Source organism: Micromonospora sp. CPCC 206061 (genome assembly GCF_036906915.1).
GTDB lineage: Bacteria > Actinomycetota > Actinomycetes > Mycobacteriales > Micromonosporaceae > Phytohabitans.
Genome location: NZ_JBAKHX010000136.1, coordinates 1 through 12,327, shown reverse-complemented (window position 1 = coordinate 12,327; position 12,327 = coordinate 1). Strand labels below are relative to the sequence as shown.

The window sequence follows — 12,327 nt, the reverse complement described above, 5'->3', positions numbered from 1 at the left end:
CAGGTCATCGACATCATCGAGACCGACCGGCGTCAGGACGAGCCGCTGCGTCAGAACCGGGTCAGTCGGCGCCTGGACTGAGCGCTTCGCACGCATCGACTCAGTAAACAACATCGCGACACCGCAACCCGAACCCACAACTAGCGGTAGTTTGTCGCCTTTATGGTGGTAGATATAGGTTGAGGGCGTGGCCTTGTGCGACGGCGTTGAGGAGTTGCTGAAGTTCGCCGGGTGGTGGCTTGTCGGTCCAGGCTGTCCAGTAGCGGTGCAGCAGGAGCCATGGGGTGAGCCAGGATCGGACGGCGCGGAGGGCTTTGGGCCAACTGGGCTGTTCAGCTGGCGGTCTGGCCGGAGTGCCCCCTCTCTCCGGAGTCGTCGTCTGACGGTTCCGGAGAGGCGATCGGGGTGTCGTTTGTGGACGGTTGGTCGAACCAGGTGTTCCAGCAGAACGAGAACACGCAGTTCACCAGGGTTTGGTGGCGGCGGATCGCAGTCGCGGAACGGACTTGGAAGTCGGCCCAGCCGAGTTCGTCCTTGACCTGTTTGTAGCTTTGCTCGATCCAGTGCCGGATCCCGTAGAGCCGTACGACTTCGGTCAGATCGGCTGGGTCATGGGCCGCGTCGGGGGTGTCGTGCGGGCCGCCCGGTCGGGGCAGATTCGTGGCCAGGTACCAGGTGGCCTTGTCCGGCAGCGTCTGCGGGTCGGTGGTCGCGACCACGAGGCGGGTGTGTCCGTCGGGTCCCCACCAGCCCAGCTGGGCGTCGGTGGCCCACCAGGTTTCGGTGTGCCCGTCACGGAAACGGCGTTGCACCGGCCTCCAGCCGCCGGGATCGTCGGGACCGTTCCACGGCACGGCCCGCCCGGCGTCTTTCGGTGTGTAGGCCTCGGCACCGTACTGCCAGGTACCGCGAGCCGGCTTGAGGGCCATGACGAAACCCCAGCCGCCCTGGCGTAGCTCGGCGCGCAGGTCATCGTGATCGCCGTAGAAGCAGTCCGCCACCACCGCCCGACACACCACGCCGGCCGCTTGGGCCTTGGCCACCAGGTCCGCGGCGATCTGCAGCTTGGTCCGGAAGTCGGGATCGGCCCGTTTCTTGGCTAAGTGGGATGCTGGGGTGTAGGGCTCGACGTGCAGCGGATAGTAGAGGCGTTCGTCGGCCCAGATGGTGGTTACCGTGACGATGCCGTTGTCGGTCTTGCCGTAGCGGCCCAGCCATTGTCGGCCGACATGCGCGGTGCGAGTGCCGTCCTTGCGGTCGCCGGAGTCGTCGATGGCGATCACACCACGGGCATGCGGTGCGGTCGCCGAGTCGTTGACCAGGATCTCCAGCCGTCGATCGTTGACCCGCTCGGCATCCCATGTGGACTGCGACAGGAAGTACTGCAGCCGTTGCACGGCCGCGTGTTGTGCCCCTTTGACCGGCTCGGACCCGGCCAGCCCGGTCAAGGTCTTGTTGCGATCACGTGGCGCGAGCAGGCCGGTCAGATACTCACGAAACCCCCGTCGCTGCGCCAGCCGGGAGAACAGATCGTCAAACCCGGCCGCATAGTCCTCCAACGGACCCGCAGCCGGTGGACACACCGCACGAACCACCAGCACCCCAGCCGCTCGACACCACACCTGCCGATGCAACGCGACAGAGCGGAAGAAGGTTACGAAGCCGACAAACTACCGCTAGGAGTGCCGAGACCTGCTGGGCCGCAGGGCCTTGGGCAGCCCGGCGAGCCTCCAGGCCGCCACCGGCGGCACCCCGTCGACCAACGCCCGGTCGATGAGCCCTTCGACGTGTGGAAACCGCAGCAGGGACCACAACGCGGTCGCCCTCCGTGACGCGCTCGCCCGGCCCGGTCCGGCCCCTGACACGCAACCGTCACGAACGTGGCGACATCCTCGGCCGTCTACCCGCGGTCGTCGTTGGCCCGAACACGGCCGGTCATGAATGGGTCGACCAGCTCGACCTTGCGGCGGATCCTGCTCCGCGCCAGGCCATGGTCTCTAGCCAGGAGAGGCATACCGAAACAACGACCCCTCGACCACAATGGCGCACGACCGGCGTCGGTCGTGGCGCATCGCCTCATCGGCGCGGATACTCCAGCAACGGCGTACCGCTGGACGTAGAGGCGCCGTTTCGCCGCGACCGGCTCGACGAGCTGGCCGGACCGATCCTCGACAGCACCGTCTCCGCCGCACGGGCGGCGCTGGTCGACGTCGACATCCAGACCGCTGACCTGTCCGACCTGTACTTGGCCGGCGGGTCCAGCCGGATGCTGAGCCTCGAGCTGGAAGAGTGCACCTGCACTGGCGATACGTTGACTGTCTCTGCCAATTAGAGCGACTTGAAGGACGCCCTGCCTGAGCTCCTCCCGGGTCCGCACCCCAACTCTTCACCAGTGTGGGCGTCACGCCGCGCGGTCGCGTACTTATCTGTGCTGCGTTTGCTGGCACGGCACGCAGAACCGGGCGTGGGGCAGAATCTCCAGCCGTTCGACGGGAATGTCGAGCTGGCACTGTTCGCAACGGCCGTATGTGCCTTCGGTCATGCGTTTGAGGGCCTGAGTGGTATCCGCCAGGGCTTGGCGGGTCGAGTCGATCAGAGCTACAGCGGTCTGCCGGTCAAAACCCTCGTGTTCGGGGGCGGTGCCGTGTGCGGTCAGTGTGGTCAGCTTGTGGGTGTAGCGCTCGAACTGGTCTTGTAGGGCGTTCCGCAGGGTGTGCAGGCGGTCGTGCGCGCTGACGCTCATGTCGTGCTCCGTTTCTTGGCATCCTGTACCGCCGCGCGGCGCGCGATGGCACAGCCGGAATGGGGTGGTTCTCGGTGAGTAGGGCGTCGCGCTGTTAGGCGGCGGTCGCGGCGCGGCGGCGTAGGGCCGCTAGGGCGGCTAGGCCGGCACCGCGGACTGCGGCCAAGCGCGGTGTCGCGGATGGCCATACCGCCATTTCGAGCGCGGCGGCGGTGCGCGCCGTCAACGCCGGCTGGGCGGCGCCGCCACCGACTAGAAGCAGCCCATTGCCAATGGCGTCTGCGGCCTGATCTCGGCTCTGCGGGTCGTGTCGCAGATCGTCGACGAAGCCGCCGATGGTGTCGACGATCAGGTCGGAGCCGCTCGGCCCGATGAGGTCCCGAAGACCGAGGTCGGCGCGGCGGGTCGCGGTGAGCGTGCCGCCGGCGAGCACGGCGACCTCGGTCAGATGCGCCCCAATGTCGGCCACGAGCAACGGTCCGGGTGCGGCGCCAGCGCCGATGGCCGCGGCCCGCACCGTGTCGATGAGCAGCACAATGGACGGATTGAACACATCGACGAGTACCTGCCGGGTGGCGGCCTCCTCCTCCGCGGTGGCCAGCACCGGGCGGCACGCGACGATGATCGCGCCGGCGGGCACCGGCCGGTGGTGGCGACGCAGAAGGCGTGCCAGCATCGACTCCAATGATGCAGGGTCGGTGATGCGGCCACGTTGGATCAGTCTGCTCGGGTTGATCAGGCTGTCGCTGATCGTGGGTGCTTGCAGCAGTGACCGGCCCGATGCCCAGATTCGGGTGTAGTCGCTGCCGAGGTCGACACCGACGGCGGCTGGCTCCGCGACCACGGCCATCCTGTTCGACACGCGACGACTGTGCCTGCCGGTGGCCGGACCGGCAGGGGGTTCACCAGCGCGATCGACGATGCTCACAGCGAACTCCTTAGCGTGCGTAAACGCCACGGGAAAACCGGGGGAGACGAAAAGGCGGTGCCAGCACTGGATGTGCGTCGCACAGTCCACTCAGCGGACGATGTGGAACCTATCGCTGACGGCATTCGCGAATGCCACGACGCCAGACCGGCTACTCCTGCGCCGTCCCTGCGCGCAGGCCAAAAGGGAAGCCAGCCGCGGGGCCGGCATCGAGTGCATCGCTGTGGCCATGCTGTGTTTGCCGATGTGGTCGCGGTGTGGAGCCCGCCGCCGGGGCAGCGGGCGACGGGACGGGCGGGTCCACGACGGCCCGCCGGTGCGTCGCCGTCCAGGTCGTCATCACCGCCTCCTTACAACGCGGCCACTGGGATGGAAGCTCCAGCGTCGGCTAGTCCTACCGTCGCCGCATGGGCTCCGGCCGGAAATCGTTCCCGGTCGTGGTTGCCGATCGTCGGCAATTCGCTGCGCTGGACATCACCTCGTCACCGTGTCTCGGCCGGCGCGGCCGTGTTGCACGGGGCCGTCTGACCGTTGACATCCGGTCAGAAACGCAAGATGGCGGCTACAGGGCCGCGGTCGGGCATCCGTACGGCCGGTACGGCGTACACCCACCCACCTCGGCGCAGCGTCGCCACGGCCGCGCCGTCGAGGTCCTCGGCCTGCTCGAGGATGTCAATGACCCGGATAAGCGATCCGGAGTTTGTGATCCAGCCTGGCGCATCGGTGGACAGGAACGGCGCATCGACACGTCCGTGGTGGGCCGCCCTGCATACCTCACCTGGATCGTGCTGGTGCGCCCGGTGCCATGCAGCGTGCGATAGGTGTCTGCCGCGGCGGTCTCGTCGCGGCGCAGCAGCGGTTGGACGAGGCACCAGGCCTGACGATGCAGCAGATGTGGTGGCAGGTCGCGTGGCTGCCCCGTCCACGCCAGCAGGCAGTAGCCTTGAATGGCTGTTGACCTTGCGGCAAACGGGCTGCAAAGAGCACATACCGGCGAGCACCAGCGGGCACTGTTGGTCACCTACTGTGTTGCACAAGGCGTGGTCGACGCACTGGAAGTGCTGCAGCACCCGCAACCTGGTGTCATCCTCACCGTTGCCGTGGAAGACCGTCCGGCCGCCTGTTCCGCCGTGGCCGGAGAGGACGGCGTGGACCTGAGGCCGCTGGCGCGGCATGGCCGCCCACACCGCCAACGGCAGCCCGTCGAGGTCGACCTCGACGAGCTTGCGATGAGTGCCTTCGAACAACGGATCTCGTCCTGGGTGAGTGTCAGCACGTGGAAATGGCCACCTGCCGTCAGCAGCGGCAGCAGCGGACGCACCATGAACCGGGCCGATGGTCACCAGCTCCGGTAGCCGCAGCGGAACGCGCAGATGGCGGAATTCCTGCAGTGCCAGGAACAGGGCCAGACCGTCGTCGGGTCGATCCCATATCCTTGCCAGGTCGAGCAGTTGGCGCGCCGGTTCGACGACCTCATCGATCCGCGCCGTGCGCATGCTGTCGGCGCGCAGGGCCTGTTCGGCGTCCCGAAGCAGGTTCTTGATCCGGATGCGGTTGCGGTCGGTTTGCGGACCGTGGTGATGGTTGGCACGAACACTGAGATCCGAGTGCTACCGCGGCCCGCCTGCCAACCGCGTGAGCTCACGCGCGTTCAACAGATCCATCGCAGCCTCCGATTTTGGATCCGGCGGTGAGCGGGTCCGGCCGCGCCGCCACGTCAATCATGTGCCGGTTGTTGGCTGCCGCCGGGTGGGCATGTTCGCCCCATGGTGTCTGCGCTCGCTACCAGTTCGCCGGTGGGTCGCTGGCGGGGAACGATTGTCGCCCCCACTCGTCGACGATGTCGCCGGGGGAGAGGTCGATACCGCCGTCGGCGTGTGCGGCCCTCTCCGTGGTGGTGACCGGCGTTGGGTCGGTGGCGACGCCGATCGCGGCCGGTGGGCCTGGCAGACGTGGCAACCAGACAACGGCGGTCGGCATGGTTTCGCTGATCACTGCAGTACCTCCGATCGGGCCTTCTGTTAGGCGTACGCCCGGGTACGAGTGCCCGTGCCGATTGCCCAGCGGAGCGGCCGCTGGCTGACTTGGGAGCGACGTCGGTGAGCGACCATCACGACCGCCTCGGCAAGGACACGTGTGAAGAACAGCGCAGCTGCCCCGGCACGATTGCACCAGCGGCTAGTACCCAGACGAATCGGCGGTTCCAACGCATGAGGCCTCCTTGACGTCATCGGTTGGACCGGCCGGGCCACGCATCGCGGCCCGGCCGGGTGACGCGCGACCGTGCGGGGCCAACTGCCCGCGCCTAGTCTCAACTCCATGCTCACCGGGCACAGCGGCTCCGGACAGGGCGGCGGCACGCAGACCGCAGCCGGTATAAGCTGCCGGTGTCCGGCAAAATAGCTTCTGTGACGGCCAAGATCGGCCGTGCGCCCGTACGACGGCGGCCGCGGACGCATCGCTGCTGACCTTAGCCCACATCGACGTCGGCGGGAGGTGAGGTTGACGTTGGCCGACAGCCGGCGGCGACCCGCCGCAGCGGTCGCACCACCGCTAGCGCAGGAGGCGTGGCTGGTAGACGTTGCCAACGCCGCCGCCCGTGACGCCGGGGGTGTACCGGTGCGGCTGCTCGGCGATTACCTCCCACTGCTCGCCGACGCGGCAGTCACCGGACGCCGACCCAAACGCGCTGAACTGGACGCGGTGGGTCAGCTCGGCCGCCAAGCCGCCGAGCAGGGCATCTCCGCCGGCCGTGTGGTGCAGTTGTACCTGTCGGCGGCGCGGCGGCTGTGGCAGGACCTGCCCACAGTGGTGCGCTCCCGCGACCGCGAGGCGGTCCGCGCCGCCGCCGCCGCGGTGCTACACGTCATCGATGACGCGGTCGCCACCCTCGCCGAGGGCTACGCGGTGGCCCGCCGCGACCTGGTGCGCCGTGAGGAGGTCCTGCGCCGGGAACTCATCGATGACCTGCTGCGCGGCGACTCCGACCTCGGCGCCTTGGTCGAACGGGCCGAACCATTCGGGCTAGACCTCGCCCGGGTACACCAGGTGGCGCTCGCCTCGCCGAGCCGGCGGCTGCCCGACACCGACGCCGCCATCAGCGCACTTGAGGCGGTCATCTTCGACCGGCTCGGCGACCGCGACGTTCTGGTCGCCACCAAGGAAGGCCTGCTGGTCGTCCTCGCCCCCGCCACGGCAGCCAATACCGGCAAGACCGCACCCGCGACCGGCCAGGACAGCGACCTGGGCCTGCTGATGTACGGCGAACTCAACCGCCTCCGGCACGGACGACCGTGGCGGGTCGCGGTCGGTCGTGCCCACCCCGGCCTGTACGGCATAGCCCGCTCCTACGAAGAGGCCCGCGAAGCGCTGACCATGGCCGGACGACTACACGTCGACAAGACCGTCGTCACCGCGCACGACCTCCTGATCTATCGAGTGCTGCTCCGCGACCAACCCGCCATCGTGGATCTCGTCTTCGCGGTGCTCAACCCGCTGGTTCACGCGCGCGGCGGAGCCGAACCGTTGTTGGAAACGCTGGACGCCTACTTCGCCACGGGCGGCGTGGCCACCGAATCGGCCAAGAGCCTGCACGTGTCGGTACGCACCGTGACCTACCGCCTGGACCGGATCAAGACCATGACCGGCTACGACGTGGCCAACCCGGAACACAGGTTCACCCTGCAAGCCGCGGTGCTAGGCGCCAAGCTCCTCAACTGGCCGACCGAGGCGCTGCCGAGCACCGGGTAGCGATCCCCACGCTCCAGCCTCAGGTGTTCGGCGGCAGGTGCCGGAACCATCAGTGAGCGATCGCGGCCGCTGGGGCTGTTGCCGGCCACCGGCGACAGCCGACTGGTGGCCCTGGGTGCAGGCGCTGCCGGAAGATCTCCGGCGAACCACCGTTCGGATCTGCCCTCAGCCGCGCCATCCAGCCGGAACCGCCACAGCCCGGTCAGCGCCTTGCGTTCCCTCGTCGCGGTTTCGCGCGGTCGCAGCATCGCGGATGCCCTTCCAATAAGCAGAGAGGTTGTGCGTACCGTCGGCACGTACCGTGGATCAGGTTATTAACCAGCCCCCTTGTGTGAGAATGGCTCATCTGCGCTGTTCGCCCTAGCCACGCAGGCCAGGGCAGGGGAGGATCGACTATTTCCACCACCCAACCCGCCAGGCGACCGAGGTCGAGGCCTACTGAGCAGCCACGCTCGGGCAGCGTGTCCGCGCGCACCGCACAGCGCCCGCCTCTCCCGGCTCACCGATGATCGAGCACCGACGGGCTCATGTTGGCCGCAGTCTGACAAGACCTTAACCTTCAGGCAGGTGACGACACCGTCGCCATCGCAGCCCTTCGATGCACACGGGTTCGGCATGGACATCGAAACGCGCTAACCCCTTCGCGTGCCGATGCGAGCACGCGGCGGCGCACAGGGTCCGATCTGGCGACGGTAGGAGAGGTGACGCGAGTGGCGTTCACCAGCGTGGTGGTCGGCGTTGACGGGTCGGCTGAATCCGACGACGCATTGAGCTGGGCACTACGCGAGGCTCAGCTGAGACAGTTGCCGTTACGGACGGTTGGGGCGTGGTATCCAGCCGGGACCCCTGAAGAGACCGAGAACCTTGCAGCGCTGCACTCAGTGGCCGAGCTTCGGTCCCAACTGGTCGACGACCTCTCATCTCATGTGAACGCTGTGGTTCGAGAAGCGGCCGTGACCGATGTGCCGATTGATTCGCGGGCGGGGGGGGCATGAAGGCCGCGATGCTGGGTTCGGTCAGCCACAGCTGCGCGCAGTACGGACGTGGCCCGGTGGTGGTCGTGCGGGGCGACCGCCGGCGGCACATCAGAACCGGCCGCGTCGTGGTGGGGGTCGACGGGTCATCTGGCTCCGTCGCCGCGTTGCGCTTGGCCCAAGAGATGGCAGTCGCGCGGGGAGCCAAACTGCAAGTGATACACGCATGGACCCTGCCATATCTGACCCTTACCGCGCCGGCCAGACGAGTTCCGCCGGCAGATGTCGAGAAAGTGGAGAGGCAGGCGCGGTCGCGGCTGGAGGAGTCTCTGGATCGCGGTGCCATCGACCCGACCCGGTCGGACGTGGATACGGTTCTGGCCAAGGCTTTTCCGGAAGCGGCGCTTCTGGGAGCCGCCCAAGCCGCCGACCTGCTCGTCGTGGGCACCCGCGGCAACGGCGGATGGAAAGGACTTTTGCTGGGTTCGGTTTCGATGCGGTGTCTGACGCACGCACGCTGCCCGGTGGTCGTCGCCCGCGACAAACCGGCAACCTGACCGTAGGACCGGCGAATCCTCGCCGGAGCGCCGCCAGGACGTACCGAACACTGCGCACCCGTCATACGGCAAGTAACGCTCGCAGGTGCCGACCGGAACTAGCTCGCCGTTCGTCGGCAGCGCTCTCGTGGCACCGGTCGGCGCCATGCTGCCCGCCTACCCGCGGTTGCCGCAGTTCGGCAATCAGGCCGGCGAATACTCGCCGTAGCCAGACCTGACCGCGAATGCGCCGCGCGCGGACACTGGAGAGGAAGCCAAGGATGCCATTTCTCCGCGCGGCAGGATCCGCCAGACAACAGGAGGTGCTCGGAAATGCAACAATGGCGCGTCCGGGACGTCATGACCCGCGAGGTGGTCACTGCGGCTGCTGCTACCCCCGTCAGGCAGATCGCTGACCTTCTCACCACCCACCGCATCAGCGCGGTACCGATCGTCGGCGACGACGACCAACTGGTAGGTGTCGTGTCGGAGGCGGACCTGCTGCCGAACGTTGGCGGCGAGATCCGAAACCAGACGCGCCATCGCTGGCGCCGTGCCGGCAAGGCCGCCGCCAGGTCCGCCGGGGAGCTCATGAGCACGCGGCCTGTGACCATCCCCGCGGACGCGTCGCTGGCCACGGCAGCGAAGAAGATGCAGGCCCGCAACGTCAAGCGGCTGCTGGTCACCGGCGAGACCGGTCGTCTACTAGGCGTCGTCTCCCGCACCGACGTGCTGCGCACGCTGACGCGTCCTGACGTGGCAATCCGCCAGGACGTTATCCAGCGCGTACTGCGGAAGACTCTGTGGATCGGCCCCGACCAGGTGCAAGTCGACGTCCGCGACGGCGTAGTCACCCTCACCGGTGCGGTCGGCCGCCGCACCACAGCCTCCATCGCGGCGCGGTTGAGCAGGCAAGTGCCAGGCGTTGCCTCGGTCGTCGACCACATCGGCTACGACTTCGACGACACGGCCCTAGCCCGCTCACGCGTCAACCGCAACCACCCCTTCAGCGCCGAACCGTTCCACCCCGAGCGATCAACCCGCGTGGCAGTGTCGTAACGCCATGGACCTGGCCAGGGCCGTCAGCGGCGGCCCGGCCGGTCCCCCAAGCCTGGATGCAAGCTCATTGAGCGGTGCTGGGTTGAAGAGGTGGCGGACCACACCCGCGTACCTGGGCGAAGGCATCCGGCGCATCGCCGCCACCGCCGCCCCCGAACTCGGTGCCCTGGCGCCGCGACTTACGCCAAGCCAGATCCAGGTCGTCGATCTGACCGGCTGGTACGAACTGCCCAACCGATAGCAGGCTTTCCCCACGCGACCGCCGTCCGCGCGAAGTGCTGGACTGGCGGGCGACCGCCGATGGTCGTACGTGCTTGAACACAGGAACAACCCGGCGTCGACACGCTCATGATGGCGGACATTCAGCGGCCGGCTGGGCGAGACTGTCAAGACCACACGCGAGGGCGAGGCGCGCCGCTTGGGCGCGAGAGAAACGTCCAGCCGACAATGATCGAGTCAGTGCCGGCAGCGCAGCGGATCGATGGAAGCCGGATAGTGCGTGTCTTGATGGTGGCGCCGCCTGGCGCGGGGAAAGGGACGCAGGGGGCGCTCATCGGCGCCCATTTCGCGATACCGCACATCGCGACCGGTGACCTGCTTCGTGACCATGTCGCGCGGCGCACCGAATTGGGGCTTGCGGTACGACAGCACCTCGAAAACGGCGCGTTGGTGCCGGACGATCTGGTGCTGCAGATGGTGCGGCAGGCACTCGAACTGGTCGCGGCCAACGGCGGGTACGTGCTCGACGGGGTGCCCAGAAACATGGCACAGGCCCGCGCCCTGTACCAGATCGGCCGGGAACTGGGGATGACCGCGAACGTGGCCTTGCACCTGCAGGCCGACGACCACGAACTCATCCGTCGTCTGCTAGCCCGGGCCGCGCTGGAAGGTCGCGCCGACGACACCGAACAGGTGATCCGACGCCGGCTAGAAATCTACCGCGAGGTCACACACCCGATCGTCGCCTGGTACGGAGCTCGCGGCATTCTGGTCTCGGTCGACGCGATGCGCCCGGCCGAGCAGGTGGGCCGGGAGATTCTGGCCGCGCTCGAGGTGATGAAGACCTTCGTGGATCACGTCCCTGAGAAAGCGCGGACGCCGGTCGACCTCACCGGGCTTGGTGAAGCCTTCGGCGACAGGCGGACCACCCACCCACCTGGCTGAATTTTCTGCCAGCGGACAACGGCAGGCTAGGCCGAAATCAGGGCCGGCAACGCCGCCCGCGCATCCCCATCTCGAAGCCTACGTACCTGCCGGTGCCGGCTGCGGGTGTCCGCCACGGACGATCAAAGCCGTATGTGGCGCTGAGGAACGCGATCGGACAGCCGCAACATCGCGTTCGCGTTCTTCATGGCCGGCGGCCTGATGGCGCTGCTGATGCGCGGCGAACTGGCGCGGCCGGCATGCAGTTCCTGTCGCCGGAGCAACACAACCAACTGTTCACGACGCATGGCACGATCATCCTGCTGTTGTTCGCGACGCCTATCGTGTTCGCCTTCGCAGGATACATCGTGCCGCTGCAGATCGGTGCACCGGACGTTTCTCGGCTTCCACACCACGTTCCTGGTGCAGCACTGCGACTGGACTTCGATGCCGTTACGGGAAGGCGAGCAGCAGTGTGGCCTGCTCAACGAGCGTCGCCGCCTGTCCTGCGCTACGCGCCGCGTGGTTCCTGAAGCGAGCCACCGGCGGGGTCGGAATCCGCCGGCGATGTGCCATTCGGCGGCCGGAACGGCACCAGGATGACGGGGTATGGCGCGAGCTGAAGCAGGCGAGAGGCGACGCTGCCGCCCACCAGGCTCTCCAAGGGTCCGTGCCCGCGGTTTCCGCGTACGAGCGCGTCGCTGTCCGCGCGTTCGGCAAGCTCCACGAGGAGCCGCGCCATGTTCCTTCGACTGTGCGGAAGCTGTTGCCGCGTGCTGCATAAACGCCCGCTGGGTGTGGGGCCGGCGTGCCACACAGACACCAGCCGCGTTCACGGCATTGAAGGCTGCGGAAGCGGCCGATCTGCTTGTCATGGGCACCCGCGGTAACGGCGGTTGGATGGGGTTTCTACCGGGCGATTTCGACGCGATGTCTCACACAGGCGTCGTGCCCGGTGATCGTTGCCCGCGACGAATCGGCAACGTGACCGCAGCGTAGCCGCTCACAGCGGATAGCCCCACCAGCATCGTTGGTGCCGAACGTCGATACGGACGGGGTGCTCCATACTGCGGGTCGAAATGCTGCGCCGCCGGCTCCGATGACGGCATAATGACCGAGATCCACAGCCCTCTAGGAGGCTCCTGAATAACCCCGTTTCGGGGGTGCGGGTTTCGGGTGGTGGTGATGGGGAGG

Annotated in this window: 16 protein-coding genes and 1 pseudogene; 10 read left to right on the top strand and 7 right to left on the bottom strand. The window is 67.6% G+C overall.

The window, feature by feature from the left end:
• Positions 1-332: 332 nt before the first annotated feature.
• Positions 333-1,601 carry an IS701 family transposase gene (locus tag V6V89_RS39750; RefSeq protein ID WP_334624869.1) on the bottom strand — a complete coding sequence of 423 codons (1,269 nt, stop codon included), beginning with the start codon at positions 1,599-1,601 and terminating at the stop codon, positions 333-335.
• A 75-nt stretch (positions 1,602-1,676) separates the two neighbouring features.
• A complete protein-coding gene (locus V6V89_RS39745; protein WP_334624868.1) occupies positions 1,677-1,814 on the bottom strand; it encodes a hypothetical protein in 138 nt (45 codons plus the stop codon).
• A gap of 176 nt (positions 1,815-1,990) precedes the next feature.
• Between V6V89_RS39745 and V6V89_RS39740 the strand changes: the two genes are divergently transcribed.
• On the top strand, positions 1,991-2,332 hold the full coding sequence (locus V6V89_RS39740; RefSeq protein WP_334624867.1) for an Hsp70 family protein: 342 nt from the start codon (positions 1,991-1,993) through the stop codon (positions 2,330-2,332).
• Between the two features lie 90 nt (positions 2,333-2,422).
• Here the strand turns inward: V6V89_RS39740 and V6V89_RS39735 are convergent, their stop codons facing one another.
• The 3 genes from V6V89_RS39735 to V6V89_RS41995 all read right to left on the bottom strand — a co-directional run bounded on the left by V6V89_RS39735 (position 2,423) and on the right by V6V89_RS41995 (position 4,858).
• A complete protein-coding gene (locus tag V6V89_RS39735) occupies positions 2,423-2,743 on the bottom strand; it encodes a TraR/DksA family transcriptional regulator (RefSeq protein ID WP_334624866.1) in 321 nt (106 codons plus the stop codon).
• Between the two features lie 94 nt (positions 2,744-2,837).
• Positions 2,838-3,605 carry a rod shape-determining protein gene (locus V6V89_RS39730; protein ID WP_334624865.1) on the bottom strand — a complete coding sequence of 256 codons (768 nt, stop codon included), beginning with the start codon at positions 3,603-3,605 and terminating at the stop codon, positions 2,838-2,840.
• 608 nt (positions 3,606-4,213) lie between these two features.
• On the bottom strand, positions 4,214-4,858 hold the full coding sequence (locus V6V89_RS41995) for a baeRF7 domain-containing protein (protein ID WP_442935307.1): 645 nt from the start codon (positions 4,856-4,858) through the stop codon (positions 4,214-4,216).
• Positions 4,859-5,044: 186 nt separating this feature from the next.
• Between V6V89_RS41995 and V6V89_RS39715 the strand changes: the two genes are divergently transcribed.
• The gene (locus V6V89_RS39715; RefSeq protein WP_334624861.1) at positions 5,045-5,365 is read left to right on the top strand and encodes a hypothetical protein; all 321 of its coding nucleotides are present in this window, start codon (positions 5,045-5,047) and stop codon (positions 5,363-5,365) included.
• An 88-nt stretch (positions 5,366-5,453) separates the two neighbouring features.
• Here the strand turns inward: V6V89_RS39715 and V6V89_RS39710 are convergent, their stop codons facing one another.
• Positions 5,454-5,630 (bottom strand): hypothetical protein, encoded by a 177-nt coding sequence (locus V6V89_RS39710; RefSeq protein ID WP_334624859.1) that lies wholly within the window; start codon positions 5,628-5,630, stop codon positions 5,454-5,456.
• A gap of 537 nt (positions 5,631-6,167) precedes the next feature.
• On the opposite strand from V6V89_RS39710, the gene V6V89_RS39705 reads away from it, so the two are divergent.
• From V6V89_RS39705 to V6V89_RS39670, 8 genes and pseudogenes are all read left to right on the top strand, one after another.
• Complete coding sequence (locus V6V89_RS39705) at positions 6,168-7,421, top strand: PucR family transcriptional regulator (protein WP_334624858.1); 1,254 nt, start codon at positions 6,168-6,170, stop codon at positions 7,419-7,421.
• 701 nt (positions 7,422-8,122) lie between these two features.
• Entirely contained in the window at positions 8,123-8,416 is a 294-nt protein-coding gene (locus tag V6V89_RS39700; protein WP_334624857.1) for a universal stress protein, read from the top strand.
• Complete coding sequence (locus V6V89_RS39695) at positions 8,413-8,952, top strand: universal stress protein (protein WP_334624856.1); 540 nt, start codon at positions 8,413-8,415, stop codon at positions 8,950-8,952. The genes V6V89_RS39700 and V6V89_RS39695 overlap by 4 nt, the downstream gene beginning before the upstream one ends.
• Before the next feature lie 85 nt (positions 8,953-9,037).
• Entirely contained in the window at positions 9,038-9,160 is a 123-nt protein-coding gene (locus V6V89_RS39690) for a hypothetical protein (protein ID WP_334624855.1), read from the top strand.
• Positions 9,161-9,264: 104 nt separating this feature from the next.
• Positions 9,265-9,990, top strand: coding sequence for a CBS domain-containing protein (locus tag V6V89_RS39685; RefSeq protein ID WP_334624854.1), 726 nt, complete (start codon positions 9,265-9,267; stop codon positions 9,988-9,990).
• Between the two features lie 82 nt (positions 9,991-10,072).
• Positions 10,073-10,231: a hypothetical protein gene (locus V6V89_RS39680; RefSeq protein ID WP_334624853.1), complete on the top strand. Its 159-nt coding sequence runs from the start codon at positions 10,073-10,075 to the stop codon at positions 10,229-10,231.
• Positions 10,232-10,485: 254 nt separating this feature from the next.
• Positions 10,486-11,154 (top strand): adenylate kinase, encoded by a 669-nt coding sequence (locus V6V89_RS39675; RefSeq protein ID WP_334624852.1) that lies wholly within the window; start codon positions 10,486-10,488, stop codon positions 11,152-11,154.
• A 171-nt stretch (positions 11,155-11,325) separates the two neighbouring features.
• Positions 11,326-11,534, top strand: a pseudogene (locus V6V89_RS39670) (cbb3-type cytochrome c oxidase subunit I); the annotation flags it as partial.
• Between the two features lie 110 nt (positions 11,535-11,644).
• Here V6V89_RS39670 and V6V89_RS39665 read toward each other — a convergent pair.
• On the bottom strand, positions 11,645-11,875 hold the full coding sequence (locus tag V6V89_RS39665; RefSeq protein WP_334624851.1) for a universal stress protein: 231 nt from the start codon (positions 11,873-11,875) through the stop codon (positions 11,645-11,647).
• Positions 11,876-12,327: the final 452 nt, after the last annotated feature.